Here is a 19,019-nt window from a genome sequence, read left to right as displayed (position 1 = left end):
GCCGTCACCCCTGCGACCGCTGAGGAGCTTCGCCATGCCCGTTTCCCGTCCGTCGACCCTCCGGCACCCCCCGTACGCCGTCCACGTCGGCGCCTGTGCCGCCGCGCTGCTGCTGCTCACCGCCTGCGGCAACGCCTCCGGGACCGCCACCCCCAAGGCCCCCGCCGCCCCGGCGAACGCCACGGCCTCCGCCGGTGTCGCGGGCCCACCCGCCGAACGGGCCCGTAAACAGGCCGCGCGGGGCCCGCACGCGCCGGTCGTCCGGCCGCGCGAGATCCCCGCACTGGGACCGAAGACCCGGGCCGCGATCCCGGCGGGCTCCAGACAGGTCTTCGTCGTCACCGGCGACGACTACGATTCCAGCCTCTCCACCGCCGTCCTCTACACCCGAGACAACCCGTCCCTGGGCTGGCTGCCCGTCACGACCCGCTGGCCCGCCCACAACGCGCTGAACGGCTGGACCGACGAGCACTGGCAGGGCGACCTGCGCACCCCGGTCGGCGTCTACGGACTGACGTACGGAGGCGGCCTGTACGCGCCGCCGCGAACGGCGTTCCCCTACGACCGGAACCCGGCGTTCGTGGTCAGCGGCGAGGGCTTCGACGGGGAACCGCTGGAAGGTTCCTTCGACTACGTCGTCGCCGTCGACTACAACCGGACCCCCGGCGTCACCCCCCTGGACCCGGGACGCCCGCTGGGCCAGGAGCGCGGCGGCGGCATCTGGATCCACGTCGACCACGGCGGCCCGACCCAGGGCTGCGTCTCGCTCCCCCTGGACCGGATGCGGGAACTCCTGAGCGACCTCGACCCGGCGAAGAAGCCGGTCGTCGTGATGGGCGACGAGGAGGCCCTGGAGCGGTGAACACGGCACGGGCAGGGGGGCGGGCCCGTACGCGGGAGGCGAGTTCAAGACGTATGCGCAGCCCGAGCCGCTGAAGAACCGGGTCCGCTGACCCGACGCGGCAGTACACCGAAGGGCGGGACCGGTCGTGCGGTCCCGCCCTTCGTGGTGTGTACGCGCGTGCCGCCTACGCGGGCTTCTCCTCCAGGCGCGGGAACAGCACCGCGCCCTTCGTCACCGTCGCGCCCGCCGGGAGCCGGCCCCAGGTGCCCGCGTCCTGTACACGCTGGTCGGCCAGCGCGCCCAGGGACGCCTCGGCGCCCAGCGACTCCCACAGCTTCTGCGAGGTCTCCGGCATCACGGCGTTCAGCAGGACCGCGACACCGCGCAGCGACTCGGCGGCCGTGTAGAGGATCGTCGCGAGGCGGGCCTGTCCCTCGGGGGAGGTGTCCTTGGCGACCTTCCAGGGCTCCTGCTCCGTGATGTAGCCGTTGACCTGCTTCACGAAGTCGAAGATCGCCAGGATGCCGGCCTGGAAGTCCAGCTCCTCGCCGATCTTCTCGTCGGCCGTGGCGACGGCCTTGGCCAGACCCTCCTGGACCGCCTTCTCGGCGTCGCCCGGAGCGGTGGCCGCCGGGAGCGCCCCGCCGAAGTACTTGCCGACCATGGCCGCGAGGCGCGAGGCGAGGTTGCCGTAGTCGTTGGCGAGCTCGGAGGTGTAGCGGGCGGAGAAGTCCTCCCAGGAGAACGAGCCGTCGCTGCCGAACGCGATGGCACGCAGGAAGTACCAGCGGTACGCGTCCACGCCGAAGTGCGAGGTCAGGTCCTGCGGCTTGATGCCCGTCAGGTTCGACTTCGACATCTTCTCGCCGCCGACCATCAGCCAGCCGTTGGCCGCGATCCGGCCGGGCAGCGGCAGCCCCTGCGCCATCAGCATCGCGGGCCAGATCACCGCGTGGAAGCGGAGGATGTCCTTGCCGACCAGGTGCACGTTCGCGGGGAAGGTCTCTTCGAACTTCTCCTGGTTGGCGCCGTAGCCGACCGCCGTGGCGTAGTTCAGCAGGGCGTCGACCCACACGTAGATGACGTGCTTCTCGTCCCACGGCACCGGGACGCCCCAGTCGAAGGTCGAGCGGGAGATGGAGAGGTCCTGGAGGCCCTGCTTGACGAAGTTCACGACCTCGTTGCGGGCGGACTCGGGCTGGATGAAGCCCGGGTTGTTCGCGTAGAACTCCATCAGCTTCGGGCCGTAGGCGCTCAGCTTGAAGAAGTAGTTCTCCTCCTTGAGGATCTCCACCGGCTTCTTGTGGATCGGGCACAGCTTGACGCCGTCCGCGTCCTCGATGAGGTCGCCGGGGAGCTTGTACTCCTCACAGCCCACGCAGTACGGGCCCTCGTACCCGCCCTTGTAGATCTCGCCCTTGTCGTACAGGTCCTGCACGAACTCCTGCACCCGGTCGGTGTGGCGCTTCTCCGTCGTACGGATGAAGTCGTCGTTCGCGATGTTCAGGTGCTCCCAGAGGGGCTTCCACGCCTCCTCGACGAGCTTGTCGCACCAGGCCTGGGGCGTGACGTCGTTCGCCTCGGCAGTGCGCATGATCTTCTGACCGTGCTCGTCCGTGCCGGTGAGGTACCACACCTTCTCGCCGCGCTGGCGGTGCCAGCGCGTGAGCACGTCGCCTGCGACGGTCGTGTAGGCGTGGCCCAGGTGAGGAGCGTCGTTGACGTAGTAGATGGGGGTCGATACGTAGAAATTCTTCACGCCGTCGCCCCCTTGCTTCTCGGATCCAGTGGCCGCCATGGTCGAAATCCTAACGGTCGGCGGGAGATCGATTCACACCGATAAACGCGGCTCCGGACCCGGAGACCTTTGCGAAACATCCCTTCCGGTAGCAAAGACGCATCCTGGGAGGGAGTGGACACGCGTGGACGAGGCAGGGGACATCACGATGCGGGTACTGGTCGCCGAGGACGAGGAGATCCTGGCGGAGCTGGTCGCCACCGGGCTGCGGCGGGCCGGTTTCGCCGTCGACACGGTGTACAGCGGCGACGCCGCCCTCGCCTACCTGGGGCTGCACGACTACGACGTCGTCGTCCTCGACCGCGACCTGCCCCGGGTGCACGGCGACGACGTGGCGCGCGGGCTCGTCGCCTCCGGCTCCCGGACCAGGATCCTGATGCTCACCGCCGCCGGTTCCATGGAGGACCGGGTCGCCGGGCTCGACCTCGGCGCCGACGACTACCTGGGCAAGCCGTTCGAGTTCCCCGAGCTGGTCTCGCGGGTCCGGGCACTGCGGCGGCGCAGCGCCCGCCCCGTACCGCCGCAGCTGGAACGGCACGGCATCCGGCTCGACACCGTACGGCGCACCGCCTCGCGGGACGGGCGGGAGCTGGACCTCTCGCCGAAGGAGTTCACCGTGCTCCAGCTGCTGCTGGAGGCCGACGGCGGCACGGTCAGCGCCGAGGAGCTCCTGGAGCGGGCCTGGGACGCCAACGCCGATCCCTTCACCGGCGCGGTGCGGGTCTGCATGAGCAAGCTCCGCGGGAAGCTCGGCGAACCTGCGCTGATCCGTACGGTGCAGGGCGTGGGGTACGCCCTGTGAGGCGCCGGGCCCAGGTGCCGCACTCCAGGATCCGGACCCGGATCGCCCTCGTGTACGGCGGAGTGTTCCTGATCCTCGGTACGGCGCTGCTCGCCACCGTCAATCTCGCCTCCCGCGCCGGTACGGACTCCCAGGCGCGCGACATCGCCCGCACGGCGGCCGTCGTCCAGCCCGGTTACGCGGTGAACGGCCCGATGATCACCCGGCGGAGCCTCGGACCGCCCACCGTCTACGACCTCACCGACAACGTCAGCGACGCGGCCGGGCACCAGCTGCTGATCTGGTCGGTGGCGGCACTGCTCGTGATGACGGCCTGCGCGGTCGCCGTGGGCTGGTGGACCGCGGGGCGGGTGCTGCGGCCGGTCCACGCCATGACCGCCAAGGCGCGCCGGCTCTCCGAACACAATCTGCACGAGCGGATCGCGTCCAGCGGCCCCGACGACGAGCTGAAGGAGCTCGGCGACACGCTCGACGCGCTGCTGGCCCGGCTGGAGAAGGCGTTCGACAGTCAGCGCAGGTTCATCGCCAACGCCTCCCACGAGCTGCGGACCCCGCTCGCCACCCAGCGGGCCGCGATCCAGATCGGTCTGGACGACCCGACGCCGGACGATCTCGTACGGACCCGGCAGACGCTCCTGGACAACAACCGGCGAAGCGAGCGGCTGATAGAGGGGCTGCTGGTCCTGGCGCGCAGCGAGCGCGGGCTCGCCGAGGGCGAGCGGGAGACGGTGGATCTCGCGCAGGTGGTGGCGGAGGAGGCGGCCCGGCACCCGGGCGTGCGGGCCGACACCCATTTCTGCACGGTGCGGGGGAACCGGATGCTGCTCGCGCAGCTGGTGGCGAATCTGCTGGCCAACGCCGTCACGTACAACGTGCCGGACGGGACGGTGGACGTGTCACTGGTGACGGCCGGCGGCGGGGCGCTGCTGGAGGTGCGCAACACCGGGCCCGTGGTGGACGCCTCGGACATCCCCGGACTGTTCGAGCCGTTCCGGCGGGGCGAGGGCAAGGACCGGATGGGGCGGGGTTCGGGGCTCGGCCTCTCGATCGTGCGCTCCATCGCCGTCGCGCACGGCGGTACGGTCACGGCGGTGCCGGGCCCCGGGGGCGGGCTCGCCGTGACCGTACGGGTGCCGGTGGATCAGGCGCCGGCCTCGGTGTCGCGGGCCGCGATCCAGGCGGGGAGCGCGGCGAGGACCTCGCGGTAGAACGCGGCGTCCGCGACCTCCTTCGGCGCGGGGCCCGCGTGGAAGAACCCGGCGTTCGGGGCGTCCAGCTTGCGCAGGAAGTCGAAGCCCTTGGCGTCCTCCTCGCCGAACGCGACGAACTGGAAGAACAGCGGCAGCCGCGCCGCGTCGGCCAGTGCCTGCCTGGCGGCCTGCTTGGCGTCCGGCGGGCCGTCCGTCTGGAAGATCACCAGGGCGGGGCCGGTCGCCCCCGACTTCTCGTGGTGCGCGACGACCTCTTCGACGGCGCACTGGTAGTTCGTACGGCCGAGGCGGCCGAGGCCCGCGTTCAGCTCGTCGATCCGGCCCTCGTGGTCGGCGAGGCCGACCGTGCCGATGCCGTCGATCTCCGTCGAGAAGAAGACGACGGGGACGGTCGCGGTCTCGTCCAGGTGCGCGGCGAGCGCCACGGTGCGGTCGCCCAGGTGCTGGGCGCTGCCGTCCTTGTAGAACGGCCGCATGGAGCCGGAGCGGTCGAGGACCAGGTAGACGGTGGCGCGCAGCCCGGTCAGCCCGTGCGCCTTCAGCCCGGCCTGGGCCGCCTTGTACGCGTCGACGAGCCCGGGGGCGCGCGACTTGACCTTGGCGAGGGTGAGGGCGGGCTTCGGGGCGGGGGCGGAAGCGGGGGTGGTTTCGGCCACCCGTTCGGCGACCGGTTCGGGGGTGGACTCCTGAGCGGGCTCCACGGCGGGAGCGGGCTCCGGCTCGGGGGTGGCCTCTACGTGCGCCTCGGGCTCGGGCTGGGGCTGGGGCTGGGTCTCGGTGTCGGCCTTGACCTTGGCCTTGACCTCGGCCTTGACCGGCTCGGGCTCGGGCTCGGTGATGGCGACGGGCTCGGGCTCAGGTTCCGATTCCGGTTCGGCGGGGGTTTCGGCCTTGGCTTCGGGCTCGGCCTTTGCCTCGGGCTCGGCCTCGGGCTTGAACGGCTCCGGCTCCGCTTCGGCCACCGGCTCCGGCTTCGACTCCTCCACCGGCTTCGACTCCGGCTCCGGCTCCGTGACGGCCTTCACCGGCTCCTTCACCGGCTCCTCCACCGGCTCCGGCTTCGCGGTGGTCTCCGTCGATTCCGGCTTCCGGGCCGAACCCTGCGACGGGACCGTGGAGAGGGCCGCCTTGTCGAAGGCGGCCGCCACCAGGTCCGAGGCCAGGCCGCTGTCGTCGCCGGACCGGGGCGAGGCGGGGGCCGGGACCGAAACCTTGGTGGCCGGGGCGGTTTCGCGCACCGGGGCCGGCTCCGCGGCCGGCTCGTCCGCCGTCGCCGTCTCCGTCGCGGTGGCCGGCTCCGACTCCGCGGGAGCGGTGCGTTCGGTCTGGGGCGGGACCGTGGCCGTCGGCGCGTCCTGCTCCGCGCGGTCGCGGCCGAACACCTTGCGCAGCAAGCTCCGAATGCCCATGGGCGAGGCCTTTCGCGTGAGTTGGGTGCGAGAAATGTCCGACCTGCGGAAATTGATCCCTGGCCAGGGCGGATACGTAAGGTTAGCGGCCGGATCCGGCCCTTCGGTGGCGCGGCCCGCCCATGGGGGAACTGAGCCACAACCGAGCCGTGAACGAGTCCTGTGCGCATGTGGTGCGGGCCTGATGTGCGTCGGCACATGTTGTGCGCGCTGGGTCCCGAGTTGCGTCGCTGGCGTGGGTGGCCGGTCGTGTGGAGGTGCGGACGGACATCGATGTCCGTACATTTTGTCTGCTTGGGAATCAGCACAGTTCTGCCGTGAGCAGCGTGGGGCGTGAAAATGGAAGAGTCGCCTGATGTGTATGACAGCGGGATACCGAAAGACATCCGTTCACGCCGATGGTGCGGATATGAATAACTGACGGTCAACGTATGTCAGTTCTGATCGTTCCGTGCTTATGGGCGGTGGTGGTCATATGGTCGGCTGCGTGCAGCTTCGCTCCTCCTTTCGTATGGAGCCGACGCCGGGACAACGCGTCGTGTGTCCCGGGCTTTCGGCTGTGCGCGGGTGGTGTGGAATGACTGTCTGCGGGTGCGGCGGGATGCCTTCGCTTCGGGTGAACCATTTCCGAAGTCGGCGGAGTTGTCGAAGCAGTTCATCACTGAGGCGAAGAGGACCGTCGAGCGCGGCTGGCTTAGTGATGTGTCTGCTGTGGTGCTGCAACAGTCCTTGCGGGACTTGGACGCTGCGTATGCCAACTTTTTCGCGTCGCTGAAGGGTACGCGCAAAGGTCCGAAGATCGCCGAGCCCCGGTTCAAATCGAAGCGGGACAGCCGACAGGCGGTCCGGTTCACGGCGAACGCGCGGTGGGTGATCACTGCGTCCGGGAAGCTGCGTCTTCCCAGAACATCAAGCTCGAAGGCCGCCGTATCAGGGCGGCGGCCCAGCAGACAGCGCCGTCCACCCCCGGACCGGGGGCCCTCGCCAGGTAACGCGTGAGGTGAACGCCTGCGGAGCGCATGTGAGACCGGGCTTGTTCCGGCAGAGCGCGAAATCCCCACTCGGGTGGGGAGGAACCAGGAACCCGACTCAAGGCGAGCCGCACACATGGACGCCAGGGAGAGAATCCCCCACATGCGAGTGTGGGGGAGGAGGTCAAAACATGTCGGAAGTGATCAGCGACCTCGGCTGATCCGCCGCACAGGCCCTGCACCCGCCGCACCGGCCCCGCATCCGCCGGACAGGCTTTGCGTCCGCCGGACAGGGCCTACAGTCGGAGGCATGGTTTCCGGTGAGGCGCCGCAGGCGGAGGGCAGCGTTCGGGTCGACGTCTGGATCTGGTCGGTCCGGCTGACGAAGACGCGTGCGCAGGCGGCCGCCGCCTGCCGCGCGGGTCATGTGAAGGTCGCCGGTGAGCGCGCCAAGCCCGCCCAGGCGCTGCGCGTCGGCGACGAGGTACGGCTCCGGCACGCCGGCCGCGACCGGATCGTGGTCGTGTCGAAGATCGTCAAGAAGAGGGTCGGCCCGCCGGTCGCGGCGGAGTGCTTCATCGACAACAGCCCGCCGCCCCCGCCGCGCGAGGCGGCGGTCCAGGTTCCGGTACGGGACCGGGGCGCGGGCCGTCCGACGAAGCGGGACCGGCGCGAGATGGAGCGGTTGCGGGGACCCGGCCCCACGGAGTGACGGCCGGGCGGACCGACTGCCCCCGCTACAGCCCAGCCCCAGCCCCAGCCACGGCTACGGCTGGGGCGACGCGATCGCCCTGGCCGCCGCCACCTCCTGGCGCAGCGGAGCCAGTACGCCCTCCTCGTCGCCCGGGAGCTCGGTGCGCACCCCCACCAGGACCTCGCTCGTCCGGATCCCGTCGGCCAGCTCCCGCAGCTGCCGCCGGACCTCCGCGACCTCGCCCGGTGGCGGCTCGGGTGCTCCGTGATTGACCCGGACCCGGGCCGCCGTCGTCGCGTCCACGATGCGTTCGACCGCGACGACCAGCGGCCACCAGGCCGCGGCCCGGGTGCCGACCGGGGGCGGTTCCGTCAGGGCGCGCTGGAATTCGGAGCGTACGACCGACAGGTCGCGGTAGATCCGGCGCCGGGCCCGCACCCGTTCCGCGTGGTCGCCGGAGCGGCCCGGATCGAAGGCGTACGCCACGTAGTCGGCGATGTCCGTCACCGCGTCCGCGAGCCGGTGGCCGATCCGTACGTGCCAGCTCTCCGGCCACAGCAGATAGCCCGCCACCAGCACGATCGCGCAGCCGATCAGGCTGTCCAGGAAGCGCGGCCAGACCAGATGGAAGCCCTGGTGGTTCAGCAGGTCGGACAGGAGCAGGATGACCGGGGTGATGGCCGCGGTCTGGAAGGCGTAGCCCTTCGCGGTGAGCGCCGGGATCAGCGCGGCGAGCACCACCATCACCGGCACGTCCCACCAGCCGATCGGTACCGCCGCGAGCACCGGCGCGGCGATCACGAGACCGGCCGCGGTGCCCACCGAACGCAGCACGGCCCGGGAGAACACCGAACCGAAGTCCGGTTTGAGGACGAAGGTGACGGTCAGCGCGACCCAGTAGGAGCGCGGCACCGGGATCAGCGAGGTCAGCGCCTGCGCCAGCCCGATGCAGAGGGCCAGCCGCAGCCCGTACCGCCACGAGGCCCCGGAGAGCAGTACGTCGCGGGCGGCCCGCCGGATCCGTACCCCGAGGACGGCGGGCCGGCCGAGCCGGTCGTCGACGTTGTACGGGTCGGGGTCGGCCTCGTGCACGACGACCGCCGCGTGCCGCAGGGCGCTGTCCACCGCCCGGGTGGCGGGCGAGTCCGGTGCGGGCAGGGTGAGTTCGGGGCCGCCGGTGCGGCTCTCCTCGACGGCGGCGGCCAGTTCGCGCACCGCCGCCGGGATCTCGTCCGGGAGGGTGAGCCGGCGCACATGGACGGCGGGGGCCGCCTCGACGAGCGGGATGACCACGTTGAGCTGGGCGAGCAGCCGCACCATGGCGTTGCTGCGGCCGTGGTAGCGGGCCCGGCGGGCCAGGATCAGGTCGTAGGACGCGTTGAGGGACTGGGTGACGGTGTGGCGCCGCTCCTCGTACGCGTCGCTGCCCGCGGCGGCGAGCAGGTCGGCGACCGCGAGATAGGTGCCCGCGACCGCGACCCGCTCCGGGAGCTTCCGGCGCAGCGGCCAGGCCAGCAGGGTCAGGGCGAGGACGAAGAGGCCGCCGACGGTGAGCAGCAGCGGCGCCACCCACCAGGGCTGCGGCATCGGGAGCCCGGCGCCGACCACCGCGTTGAGCAGGAGCAGCAGTCCGGACACGGAGGCGACGGCGCCGATCGTCGACATCATTCCGGAGACCAGGCCGACCAGGGTCAGCGCGGCGACGGCCGCCCAGCCGGTCCCGTACACCAGGGTGCCGAGCATGATGCCGAGCGCGCCGAAGAGCTGCGGTACGGCGATGTTGAGGATGCGCATCCGGTAGGCGTCGGCGGTGTCGCCGATGACGCCGGAGAGCGCGCCCATGGAGACGAGCGCGCCGTACGCGGGCCGGTCCAGCGCGAAGCCGACGGCGAGCGGTACGGCCAGGGAGACGGCGGCGCGGACGACCGCCGCCCAGGCGATGGGCGTGGACGACTGCGGGCGCAGTCCGCTCAGCAGCCAGGGGGGCGGTGCCGCCCGCCGCCGTCCGGATGCGGCCTCCGTGCCGGTCAACGCGTCCCCCTGAGTCGTACGTTCAGCTGCGGTAGCCCTCGACCTCTTCGGCGGGCCGGACCTTCGCCGCGGCCGGATCCTCGCCGAACTCGCTCAGCGCGCGGCGCTGTCGCAGCAGGTCCCAGCACTGGTCGAGCCGTACCTCAACGGTACGCAGCCGTGCCTTCTCGTCCGCGCTCAGGCCCATTTCCCGGGTGGAGCGGTCGCGCAGGCCCCGTTCCTCGGAGATGAGCCCGCCGATGTCGTCGATGATGGCGTGTTCCCGGTCGTCCATGACGTCTCGTCTCCTTCGGGTTCTTCGGGTTCTTCGGAGCGGGGACCGCCGCACGGGGCGCCGGGGGCTCAGAGCACGATGACGGTCTTGCCGCGTGCGCCGCCCGTCCGGTTCCGGTCGAGGGCCTGCGGGGCCTTCTCCAGCGGGAGTTCGATGTCGATGGGCACCCGCAGTACGCCCTCGGCGGCGCCCGCGGCCAGCACGTCGAGCAGGACCGGGGTGGGTTCGAGCCGGAAGTCGATGCCGGTCACGTCCGCGGGCAGGGCGGCTTCGGCGGCGACGCCCCGGGTGGTGAGGGCGATGCCGCCGGGGCGGACCAGCTCGGCGTGGGCGGCGAAGGCGTCCGGGTCGGTGGAGACCAGGTCGACCACGGCGTCGACGCCGTCCGGGCAGCGCTCCCGTACCGCCGCTTCGAGCGGGCGGTCGGTGAGGTCGAGGGTGACGGCGGCGCCCAGCTCCGTCATCCGCCGGTGCTCGTCGCCGCGCACGGCGGCGATCACACGGATGTCGCGGGCCGAGGCGAGCTGGGTCAGATAGCTGCCGACGCCGCCCGCCGCACCGATGACCAGCAGGCTCTCGTGGCCGCGGACCACCGCGGTCTCCAGGATCTGGGCGGCCGTCATCCCGGCGGAGGGCAGCGCGGCCGCGGCCCGGAGGGGGAGGCCGGGCGGGACGACGGTGATGGCGGAGTCCTGGGGCACGGACACGTAGTCGCAGTACGTGCCGCACCCGGTCGCGTTCGGTCGGGCGACCCGGCCGAAGACCTGGTCGCCGACCCGGAAACGGTTCTCGCCGCTGCCGATCATGTCCACCCGGCCCGCGAAGTCCACGCCGATGACCACCGGGAACACGCGCGGTGCCGGTCCGTCGTCCGGGGCCCCCTGCGCGGTCTGCCAGTCCGTCGGGTTGAGCGCGGCGTACTCGATCCTGACCCGTACCTCTCCGGCTTCCGGCTCGGGCTTGGGTATCTCCACCAGTGCGGGGTCGGCCCGGAACGCGCCGACGGCTATGGCTCGCATGCGGAAGACCTCTCAGTCGCCCCCGGTCCGGCAGTCACGCATCCCACTCTTCCCCGGCCCGTCCGCCGCCGCACGTCGAGCCCGCGCGGCCCGGTCGTGCGGCGCCGTCCGGGGTCACCCGGGTCCGGTGTACGGGCCGTCCCCGGGTCATTCCGGGCCCGGTACGGGCCGTCCCCGGGCCGCCCGCAGCCGCAGCAGCACCGCGCACACCGCCACCGCGAGCCCCACGGCGAACACCGTCCACACCGTGGTGCGCAGCGAGCCCGTCAGCGCGTCGTACACCGCCGCCGCCCCCGCCGTCTCGCTGTCCGGCACCTCGGACAGCACCCGGTCGCGGGCGAACGCGAGCACCGCGCGCAGCACGAGCGCCCCCAGGGCGAAGCCGAGCCCGGTCACGGCGGTGGCGGAGAGCGCGGCGAGCCCGGAGCGGCGGTGTCCCGGGCCGCCGCCGCGCGCCCAGGCCACGACCACGGCCAGGACGGCGACCACCACCGTGCCCACGGCGGGCCAGATGCTGCCGGTCCGCAGCAGGCGGAAGGTCTGGCGCAGCTGGTCGGCACGGTCGGCGGAGATCAGCGTGATGTCGGTGTGCTGGACCGGGATCCGGTCGGCGAACGGCACCCCGTTCTCCTCCAGGTTCTGTTTGACCCGCTCGGTCACGGGTGCCAGGTCGATGGTCACGGCCTCGCCGGTGTTGCCGTCCAGGGCGGCGGTGACGGCCTCGTGGGCGGTGCGGTTGGCGGCGTTCCACGCGTCCTGGAAGGCGCCGGTGGTGGTGAAGGACAGCACCGCCTGACGCAGGAAGTCCCGCACGGTGTCCTGGAGCGGCCCGGCGTCGATCTGTTTCATCGCCCCGTCGGTGATGAGGTCGGTGACGGTGCTCCGCACATCGGGGTCGGCGGCGAGCGGGGCCACCGCGTCGACGTAGCGGTCCGTGTTGTCGATCTCCAGATCCACCCAGGCGGACAGCGCGCCGACCGGGACGAGGACGGCGAGCAGCACCACCAGTACCGCCGAGAGACCTGCCGAGAGATACGTCCGCACCCTCCCAGGGAATCCCGCGGACGGGCGGCGCGCCCCGGGCCGTACGCCATCCGAGTTGCCGGGTGCCGCCGCCGGGTGTGCCCTGGGAGGTGAAGCAGCCACGGAAGGAGAACTCCGCCATGTCCACACACGCAGCAATGCCGGCCCGCGGACGGTCCGGGCCGAGGGCACGCGCACACGGGCACAGCGCACTCTCCTGGGCGATCCCCGTCACGCTGGGCGCGGTGTACGGCCTCTACGCCTCGTTCGTCCTGAGGAACAACGGCGCGAGCGGCTTCCGGCAGTTCTGGTACGGCCTGATCACCGCGGTGGTGCTCGCCGTCCTCTGCTTCGCGCTGGGCCGGATCCAGCACCGCATGCTGCCCCTGGTGCGGGCGGCGGCCTACGGCGCGCTGACCGCCGCGGCGATCGGCCTGCTGGTCGGGCTGACCGATTCGAGCGTGCTGCGGTCCTCGGCGCTGGGGCTGGCGGTCGGCCTCGGCATGTTCATCACCACGTTCTACATCTTCTACACGCACGAGAGGACGTACCCCGTCCCTGGCACCGGGAGGCGTGAGCCGCGCACCGTCTCCGACAGGAAGGCGTGAGCCGCGCGCCGGGTCCCGCTCGACCTTCTCCGTGGGGGAAGCCCCAGCATCGGTGATGCTGGGGCTTCCCTTTCGGCGTTCGGCGCGAGGAGGTACGGGGTGGGGCGCGAGGAGAGCGGCTCGTGGGTGACGATCGGGACGTTCGCCCGGCTGTGCAGGCTGTCCGCGAAGGCACTGCGCCGCTACGACGAACTGGGTCTGCTCCCGCCGGCCCTGGTCGATCCGGTGAACGGCTACCGGTACTACGCCGAGGAGCAGGTGGAGACGGCCAGGCTGGTGGCCTGGCTGCGCCGGATCGGCATGCCGCTGAACCGGATCAAGGAGGTGGTCGCCCTCGGGGACCCGGGTGCGGCCGCCGCGTCGATCAGGGACTACTGGGCTCAGGTGGAGGCCGAGACGGCGGCCCGGCGGGACCTGGCGGCCTTCCTGGCCGACCATCTGTCGGCGCGGGAGGCGGTGGGGACGCTGGGTCCGGTGGGGACGCTGGGCATCCGGTACGCGGCGCGGTCCGTGCGGGGCGCGGTCCGGGAGCGCAACCAGGACGCGGCGTACGCGGGGGCCCGGCTGCTGGCCGTCGCCGACGGGTTCGGGGCGGGCGGGGCCGGGGCGAGCGCGGCGGCGATCGACGCGCTGAAGCCGGTGGCGCTCGGGGCGGCGGGTGCGGCGGGGCTCCTGAACGTCCTGGAGGACGCGGCGGAGCGGGCCGTGCGTGCGGTGCGGGACGCGGTCGCCGGGAGCGGGGCGGACGGCGAGCCGGAGGGCTCCGGGACGACGCTGACCGCGATGGTGTGGAACGGGGCGCAGCTGGGGCTGGTGCACATCGGGGACTCGCGGGCCCATCTGCTGCGCGACGGCGGGCTGTTCCGGATCACCCACGACCACAGCGCCGTCCAGTCGATGATCGACGACGGCTCGCTGACCGAGGCCGAGGCGTCCTCGCACCCGCAGCGCGCGCTGCTGCTCAGGGCCCTGGTGGGCGGGGACGACGGCGGGTCGGCGGTGCCGACGCCCGACGAGCGGCTCCAGGCACCCGACGAGCGGCTCCAGGCACCCGATGCGCGGCTTCGGACGCCCGATGTGCGGCTCCAGGAGGTCCGGCCAGGCGACCGCTATCTGCTCTGCTCGGACGGCCTCTCGGCGGTCGTCGGCGGCGCGGAGACGGCCCGGGTGCTGGCCGGGGCGGACGGGCCCGGTACGGCCGTGCGGGAGCTGATCGCCCTGGCCGTGGCCGCGGGTGGTCCGGACGACGTGTCCTGCGTGGTCGCGGACGTCGTGTCCCTGTGACACGGGCGGGGGCGGGCCCGCACCTGGTCGTGAAGGCCCGCCCCGTCCGCCGTCAGCCGCGTACGACCGTCACCGGGCACGGTGCGTGCTGGGTGACGTGGAGGCTGACCGAGCCGAGCACGGTCGCCTTGAGGCCGCTGTAGCCGCGCGCGCCCACCACGAGGAGGTTGGCCCCCTCGGCGCGGTCCAGCAGGGACTGGGCCGGGTTGCCGATCACCACGACCTTGCTGACCGCCGCCGCACCCTGGGCGCCCAGGGCCTCCTCCAGCGTCTCGGTGAGGGCCACGGTCGCCAGGGCCTGCGGGTCGAAGTCCTCCGGCATGCCGGGCATCATCGACGCCCAGCTCGTCGCCGGGTACTCCCAGCTGTTGACGGCCTCCACCGTGTCACCGGTCAGCTCTCCCTGGCGTACGGCCCAGTGCAGCGCCTTGACCGACGACTCGGATCCGTCGACGCCCACCACGATCCTGCCCATCACTGCCTCCAGCTCGGTTCGGCTCAGTGCGCGGACGCGTCGTACGGGGCGAGCCCGTACGACGCACCTTTCGTTCCAACTCTAATCAAACCGGTACAAGGCTTCCGGAGGTGGGTCCCGCGGCCCCCGGGGGTGGGGCGCTCAGTCCAGGCGGAGGTCGGCGAGCTGCTGCTCGAACGGCACCACCTCGTCGTCGAGCCCGAGCGTCCTCGGCGCCCCGGAGACCGCCCGGCCGCCCGTGATCATGGCCGCGAGCTCGCCGCCCGCCCGCCGGACGCGGGACGGCAGGCCGTCGGTGTACTCGTCGCCGGACGAGCCCCAGTCCTCCGACGCCGCGTACACGGACGTCGGTACGACGGTGGCCCGCAGGTAGGCGAAGAGCGGGCGCATCGCGTGTTCCAGGACCAGCGAGTGGCGGGCGGTGCCGCCGGTCGCCGCGATGACGACGGGCTTGCCGGTCAGCGCGGTGTTGTCGATCAGGTCGAAGAACGACTTGAACAGTCCGCTGTACGAGGCGGTGAACACGGGCGAGACGGCGATCAGCCCGTCCGCCTCCGCCACCTCCTTGATCGCCGTGTCCAGGGTGGCCGGCGGGAACCCGGTGACCAGGTGGTTGGCGATGTCGACGGCCAGGTCGCGCAGCTCGATCACCCGGACCTCGACCGGGCGGTCCTGCTCGGCCAGCAGCCGCTCACGGGCGGCACCGGCCAGCCGCTCGGCCAGCAGCCGGGTCGAGGACGGGCTGCTCAGCCCGGCCGATACGGCGACGACGCGCACGGGCTCGGTGGCGAATACGCCGGACGTGGTGGACACGGTGGTCAGACCTCCTTCGGGGCGGCAGTGGCGGCGCGGGCGGCCGCGACGGCCGGGTGGACGGGTGCGGAGTCCGGGACCCCGGCCGGACGCAGGTTGGCGAACTCCTTGCGCAGCACCGGGACGACCTCCTCGCCGAGGATGTCGAGCTGCTCCAGGACCGTCTTCAGCGGCAGCCCGGCGTGGTCCATCAGGAACAGCTGGCGCTGGTAGTCACCGACGGCGTCCCGGAAGGACAGGGTCCGCTCGATGACCTCCTGCGGCGAGCCGACGGTCAGCGGCGTCTGCCGGGTGAAGTCCTCCATCGAGGGCCCGTGACCGTAGACCGGCGCGTTGTCGAAGTACGGGCGGAATTCCCGTACCGCGTCCTGCGAGTTCTTCCGCATGAACACCTGGCCGCCGAGGCCGACGATGGCCTGCTCGGCGGTGCCGTGCCCGTAGTGCGCGTACCGCTGCCGGTACAGGCTCACCATCTTCCGGGTGTGCTCGATGGGCCAGAAGATGTTGTTGTGGAAGAAGCCGTCGCCGTAGTACGCGGCCTGCTCGGCGATCTCCGGCGAGCGGATCGAGCCGTGCCAGACGAACGGCGGGACGCCGTCCAGCGGGCGCGGGGTCGCGGTGAAGGACTGCAGGGGCGTACGGAACTTGCCCTCCCAGTCCACGACGTCCTCGCGCCACAGCTTGTGCAGCAGCGCGTAGTTCTCGATGGCGAGCGGGATGCCCTGCCGGATGTCCTTGCCGAACCACGGGTAGACAGGACCGGTGTTGCCGCGCCCCATCATCAGGTCGACACGGCCGTCCGCGAGGTGCTGGAGCGTCGCGTAGTCCTCGGCGATCTTCACCGGGTCGTTGGTGGTGATCAGCGTCGTGGACGTGGACAGGATCAGGTTCTCGGTGCGGGCGGCGATGTAACCGAGCGTGGTCGTCGGCGAGGACGGGACGAACGGCGGGTTGTGGTGCTCGCCGGTCGCGAAGACGTCGAGACCGACCTCCTCCGCCTTCTGGGCGATGGCGAGCGTGGCCTTGATCCGCTCGTTCTCGCTGGGTGTCCTGCCGGTCGTCGGGTCGGTGGTGACGTCTCCGACGGTGAAGATGCCGAACTCCATGGCCCGCCTCCAGAAACCTAGTTTGGTTGAACATTGAACTATGTGAGCACACCCTACAACGGAGCACCCCCCTGGCCTATTCCACGGGGGTCCCCGGGCCGGTGCGTACCCTGGACGGGACGCGCGGACCGGCCACGGACCGCGCCTTCGACGGAGGCGGACAGTGAGCGGCGGCGAGAGCGAGCGCTGGAAGGAGCGCGGCGTCGCCCTGCGCGTCTTCGTCTATGTCTTCGCCACGCATCTCTTCGCGGGCTTCATCTGGATCCTGTTCTACGTCGGCGAGCACGCCAAGAAGTAGCGACGGCCGGAGCGGGGCGTCCGGGGAGGACGCGGCCCGGTCCCCGGTGCGGACCCCTTAGGTTGGGAGCGCATCACCCATGACGCTCACTTCGGAGGACAGGTGCCGGCGCTCCAGCGGATCACCGCACGCAACGCCCGCTTCCAGCAATGGGAATCACTCCTCGGCAACCGGAACAAGCGGTCGCGGGCAGGGGAGTTCCTGGTGCAGGGCGTGCGCCCGATCTCGTTGGCGGTGGAGTACGGCTGGCCCGTCAGGGCGCTGATCCACGACGGCGAAAGGACGTTGTCCCGGTGGGCGCAGGATCTGCTGCGCACCGTGGACGCCGAGCGGATCGCCATGGCGCCCGAGCTGCTGGCGGACCTCGGGGAGAAGGACGGCAGCGCGCCGGAGCTCGTCGCCGTGGTCGGGACACCGCCCGACGATCTCGGCCGGATCAGGGCCGACCACGACTTCCTGGGCGTCATGTTCGACCGGCCGACGAGCCCGGGGAACGTCGGCAGCATCATCCGGTCCGCGGACGCCTTCGGCGCGCACGGACTCATCGTCTCGGGACACGCCGCCGATGTGTACGACCCCAAGTCCGTACGCGCCAGCACGGGTTCGCTCTTCGCCCTGCCGACCGTGCGCGTGCCGTCGCCCGGCCATGTGAGGGCCTGGGTCGAGGAGCGGCGGGCCGCGGGGCAGCCGATCGTTCTGGTCGCCACCGACGAGAAGGGGGACTGCGACGTCTTCGACTTCGACTTCACCCAGCCGGTGCTGCTGCTGATCGGCAACGAGACGTCCGGGCTGAGCAACGCCTGGCGGGAGCTGTGCGACCACACGGTCAGCATCCCGATGACCGGCTCCGCGAGTTCCCTCAACGCCGCCAACGCCGCGACCGCCGTGCTCTACGAGGCACACCGGCAACGCATCACCGCGAAGCGATAGCGCCCCTGGGGCCCGGGGCGAGGGTTCGGTCAGCCCTACCCCGGAACGGCCGGGCAGCCGGATCCCCTTCGCGGCTGTGCCCGGAGAAGCTGGGCGCAGCGCAAGGAAATGGTTTCCCGGCGATCTCCCAGGAGTTGTTTCGTGAACGAGCAGACGCGGCACCGTATCCCGTTCCTCCGGCGGCAGTCCGACGGGCGGCGCAGAGCGGTGTCGGCCGGGGTCGCCGTGGCCGCCGGCGTCATGCTGGCCGGTGTGCCGGCGCCGCCCGCGGCCCACGCCGCGCCCCGGCCGGACAGCGTCCGGCAGAGCCTGGACGCGCTGGTGCGCGATGACGGGGTGCCGGGCGCGCTGGCCGGCGTGAAGGGTCTCGACGGCCGGAGCCGTAACTACACCGCGGGTGTGGGCGACAGGGCCACCAAGGCAAAGGTGCCCGTCGACGGGCAGGTGCGGATCGGCAGCAACACGAAGGCGTTCACGGCGGTGGTCGTGCTGCAGCTCGTGGGGGAGGGGAAGATCGGCCTCGACACCTCCGTCGACACCTATCTGCCGGGTCTGGTCCGCGGGAAGGGGACGGACGGGCGAGCCGTCACCGTCCGCGAACTGCTCCAGCACACCAGCGGGCTGCCCAACTACACGGAGTTCCTGGATGACGCCTCTCCGTACCAGTATTTCGAGCCCCGCGACCTCCTCGACCGGGCACTCGCCCACAAGGCCGACTTCCCGCGGGGCACGAGCTGGAAGTACAGCAACACGAACTACCTGGTTGCCGGACTGATCATCCAGAAGGTGACCGGACGGCCCGTCGGCGAGGAGATCACCCGGCGCGTCATCGACCGCATCGGACTGCGCCACACCTACTTCCCGGCCCAGGGGGACATGACCATCAAGGAGCGTCATCCCAAGGGTTACGACCGGGAGACGCCGGACGGGCCGCTGCTCGACTTGACCGAGATGGACCCGTCCTGGGCCTGGGCGGCGGGTGCGATGGTCTCCACCAACACCGACCTCAACAGGTTCTACGCCGCTCTTCTCGGCGGGCGCCTCCTCGCCCCGGCGCAGCTCGCGCAGATGCGTACCACCGTCCCCGCCCCCTACATGGGCGTCGGTGCCCGGTACGGGCTGGGCCTGGCGAGCCGGCCGCTGTCGTGCGGCGGTCTGTACTGGGGCCATGGCGGCACCATTCCGGGATATCTGACCCGCGGCGGCGTCACCGAGGACGGCCGCGCCGCCGACATCGCGGTGACCGCGACGATGTCCACCGCCGGCACGCAGCACCTGGACGCCGCCGTGGACACGGCACTGTGCGCCGGGTCGCGCCGGTCTGGATGACCGGCCGGGTCGGCCGCCCCGGTGACTCCGGGACCGGCCAGCACGGAGCGGGGCCGGCGCTGAACGGGACGGCGCACGCTCGCCCGTACCGGAATGCCGC

General features: G+C 71.8%; 19 protein-coding genes. 10 read left to right on the top strand and 9 right to left on the bottom strand.

Features of this window, described 5'->3' with window-relative positions:
- Positions 1-34 precede the first annotated feature (34 nt).
- A complete protein-coding gene (locus GA0115234_RS30035) occupies positions 35-862 on the top strand; it encodes a L,D-transpeptidase family protein (RefSeq protein WP_237541836.1) in 828 nt (275 codons plus the stop codon).
- 166 nt (positions 863-1,028) lie between these two features.
- On the opposite strand, the gene metG is transcribed toward GA0115234_RS30035, so the two are convergent.
- Positions 1,029-2,642, bottom strand: coding sequence for a methionine--tRNA ligase (gene metG / locus GA0115234_RS30030; RefSeq protein WP_093547948.1), 1,614 nt, complete (start codon positions 2,640-2,642; stop codon positions 1,029-1,031).
- A gap of 148 nt (positions 2,643-2,790) precedes the next feature.
- Between metG and GA0115234_RS30025 the strand changes: the two genes are divergently transcribed.
- Complete coding sequence (locus GA0115234_RS30025) at positions 2,791-3,444, top strand: response regulator transcription factor (RefSeq protein WP_202554323.1); 654 nt, start codon at positions 2,791-2,793, stop codon at positions 3,442-3,444.
- A gap of 14 nt (positions 3,445-3,458) precedes the next feature.
- Entirely contained in the window at positions 3,459-4,652 is a 1,194-nt protein-coding gene (locus GA0115234_RS30020; RefSeq protein ID WP_370804605.1) for a sensor histidine kinase, read from the top strand.
- Here GA0115234_RS30020 and GA0115234_RS30015 read toward each other — a convergent pair.
- Positions 4,586-6,064: a VWA domain-containing protein gene (locus GA0115234_RS30015; protein WP_176729307.1), complete on the bottom strand. Its 1,479-nt coding sequence runs from the start codon at positions 6,062-6,064 to the stop codon at positions 4,586-4,588. The two genes, GA0115234_RS30020 and GA0115234_RS30015, sit on opposite strands and share 67 nt — an antisense overlap.
- 540 nt (positions 6,065-6,604) lie before the next feature.
- Here GA0115234_RS30015 and GA0115234_RS30010 point away from each other — a divergent pair.
- Together GA0115234_RS30010 and GA0115234_RS30005 are read left to right on the top strand one after the other, a co-directional pair.
- On the top strand, positions 6,605-7,063 hold the full coding sequence (locus GA0115234_RS30010; protein WP_365608591.1) for a transposase: 459 nt from the start codon (positions 6,605-6,607) through the stop codon (positions 7,061-7,063).
- 282 nt (positions 7,064-7,345) lie between these two features.
- A complete protein-coding gene (locus tag GA0115234_RS30005) occupies positions 7,346-7,747 on the top strand; it encodes an RNA-binding S4 domain-containing protein (protein WP_093547939.1) in 402 nt (133 codons plus the stop codon).
- A 54-nt stretch (positions 7,748-7,801) separates the two neighbouring features.
- Here GA0115234_RS30005 and GA0115234_RS30000 read toward each other — a convergent pair whose 3' ends face one another.
- The 4 genes from GA0115234_RS30000 to GA0115234_RS29985 all read right to left on the bottom strand — a co-directional run bounded on the left by GA0115234_RS30000 (position 7,802) and on the right by GA0115234_RS29985 (position 12,097).
- The gene (locus GA0115234_RS30000) at positions 7,802-9,760 is read right to left on the bottom strand and encodes an FUSC family protein (protein ID WP_202554261.1); all 1,959 of its coding nucleotides are present in this window, start codon (positions 9,758-9,760) and stop codon (positions 7,802-7,804) included.
- Positions 9,761-9,782: 22 nt separating this feature from the next.
- A complete protein-coding gene (locus tag GA0115234_RS29995) occupies positions 9,783-10,034 on the bottom strand; it encodes a DUF2630 family protein (RefSeq protein WP_093547937.1) in 252 nt (83 codons plus the stop codon).
- Positions 10,035-10,102: 68 nt separating this feature from the next.
- Entirely contained in the window at positions 10,103-11,053 is a 951-nt protein-coding gene (locus GA0115234_RS29990) for an NADP-dependent oxidoreductase (RefSeq protein WP_093547935.1), read from the bottom strand.
- 147 nt (positions 11,054-11,200) lie between these two features.
- Positions 11,201-12,097, bottom strand: a complete 897-nt coding sequence (locus GA0115234_RS29985; RefSeq protein WP_093547934.1) for a hypothetical protein — start codon at positions 12,095-12,097, stop codon at positions 11,201-11,203.
- A gap of 119 nt (positions 12,098-12,216) precedes the next feature.
- Between GA0115234_RS29985 and GA0115234_RS29980 the strand changes: the two genes are divergently transcribed.
- Both GA0115234_RS29980 and GA0115234_RS29975 read left to right on the top strand, forming a co-directional pair.
- The gene (locus GA0115234_RS29980) at positions 12,217-12,684 is read left to right on the top strand and encodes a hypothetical protein (RefSeq protein ID WP_237541835.1); all 468 of its coding nucleotides are present in this window, start codon (positions 12,217-12,219) and stop codon (positions 12,682-12,684) included.
- A 99-nt stretch (positions 12,685-12,783) separates the two neighbouring features.
- Entirely contained in the window at positions 12,784-13,968 is a 1,185-nt protein-coding gene (locus GA0115234_RS29975) for a MerR family transcriptional regulator (protein ID WP_256088855.1), read from the top strand.
- Positions 13,969-14,020: 52 nt separating this feature from the next.
- Here GA0115234_RS29975 and GA0115234_RS29970 read toward each other — a convergent pair whose 3' ends face one another.
- The 3 genes from GA0115234_RS29970 to GA0115234_RS29960 all read right to left on the bottom strand — a co-directional run bounded on the left by GA0115234_RS29970 (position 14,021) and on the right by GA0115234_RS29960 (position 16,362).
- Positions 14,021-14,443: a universal stress protein gene (locus GA0115234_RS29970; RefSeq protein WP_093547932.1), complete on the bottom strand. Its 423-nt coding sequence runs from the start codon at positions 14,441-14,443 to the stop codon at positions 14,021-14,023.
- Positions 14,444-14,584: 141 nt separating this feature from the next.
- Complete coding sequence (locus GA0115234_RS29965; RefSeq protein WP_093547930.1) at positions 14,585-15,256, bottom strand: FMN reductase; 672 nt, start codon at positions 15,254-15,256, stop codon at positions 14,585-14,587.
- A gap of 5 nt (positions 15,257-15,261) precedes the next feature.
- Positions 15,262-16,362: an LLM class flavin-dependent oxidoreductase gene (locus tag GA0115234_RS29960; RefSeq protein ID WP_093547928.1), complete on the bottom strand. Its 1,101-nt coding sequence runs from the start codon at positions 16,360-16,362 to the stop codon at positions 15,262-15,264.
- A 163-nt stretch (positions 16,363-16,525) separates the two neighbouring features.
- Here GA0115234_RS29960 and GA0115234_RS43880 point away from each other — a divergent pair, with 163 nt between their 5' ends.
- The 3 genes from GA0115234_RS43880 (at position 16,526) to GA0115234_RS29950 (ending at position 18,919) form a co-directional block, all read left to right on the top strand.
- Entirely contained in the window at positions 16,526-16,660 is a 135-nt protein-coding gene (locus tag GA0115234_RS43880; RefSeq protein WP_256088854.1) for a DUF6126 family protein, read from the top strand.
- Positions 16,661-16,762: 102 nt separating this feature from the next.
- Complete coding sequence (locus tag GA0115234_RS29955; RefSeq protein ID WP_093547926.1) at positions 16,763-17,590, top strand: RNA methyltransferase; 828 nt, start codon at positions 16,763-16,765, stop codon at positions 17,588-17,590.
- A gap of 141 nt (positions 17,591-17,731) precedes the next feature.
- Positions 17,732-18,919 (top strand): serine hydrolase domain-containing protein, encoded by a 1,188-nt coding sequence (locus tag GA0115234_RS29950; RefSeq protein ID WP_370804604.1) that lies wholly within the window; start codon positions 17,732-17,734, stop codon positions 18,917-18,919.
- Positions 18,920-19,019 lie beyond the last annotated feature (100 nt).

Origin of the sequence: Streptomyces sp. DvalAA-43, from assembly GCF_900091725.1 — a bacterium.
Lineage (GTDB): Bacteria > Actinomycetota > Actinomycetes > Streptomycetales > Streptomycetaceae > Streptomyces > Streptomyces pulveraceus.
Note: the sequence above shows the minus strand (reverse complement) of the source record. Positions and strands in the feature narration are given on the sequence as shown.

Coding starts and splice junctions, on each gene's coding strand:
- GA0115234_RS30035 (WP_237541836.1), top strand. CDS start 35: ATGCCCGTTTCCCGTCCGTCGACCCTCCGGCACCCCCCGTACGCCGTC.
- metG (WP_093547948.1), bottom strand. CDS start 2,642: ATGGCGGCCACTGGATCCGAGAAGCAAGGGGGCGACGGCGTGAAGAAT.
- GA0115234_RS30025 (WP_202554323.1), top strand. CDS start 2,791: ATGCGGGTACTGGTCGCCGAGGACGAGGAGATCCTGGCGGAGCTGGTC.
- GA0115234_RS30015 (WP_176729307.1), bottom strand. CDS start 6,064: ATGGGCATTCGGAGCTTGCTGCGCAAGGTGTTCGGCCGCGACCGCGCG.
- GA0115234_RS30005 (WP_093547939.1), top strand. CDS start 7,346: ATGGTTTCCGGTGAGGCGCCGCAGGCGGAGGGCAGCGTTCGGGTCGAC.
- GA0115234_RS29995 (WP_093547937.1), bottom strand. CDS start 10,034: ATGGACGACCGGGAACACGCCATCATCGACGACATCGGCGGGCTCATC.
- GA0115234_RS29990 (WP_093547935.1), bottom strand. CDS start 11,053: ATGCGAGCCATAGCCGTCGGCGCGTTCCGGGCCGACCCCGCACTGGTG.
- GA0115234_RS29980 (WP_237541835.1), top strand. CDS start 12,217: ATGTCCACACACGCAGCAATGCCGGCCCGCGGACGGTCCGGGCCGAGG.
- GA0115234_RS29970 (WP_093547932.1), bottom strand. CDS start 14,443: ATGGGCAGGATCGTGGTGGGCGTCGACGGATCCGAGTCGTCGGTCAAG.
- GA0115234_RS29960 (WP_093547928.1), bottom strand. CDS start 16,362: ATGGAGTTCGGCATCTTCACCGTCGGAGACGTCACCACCGACCCGACG.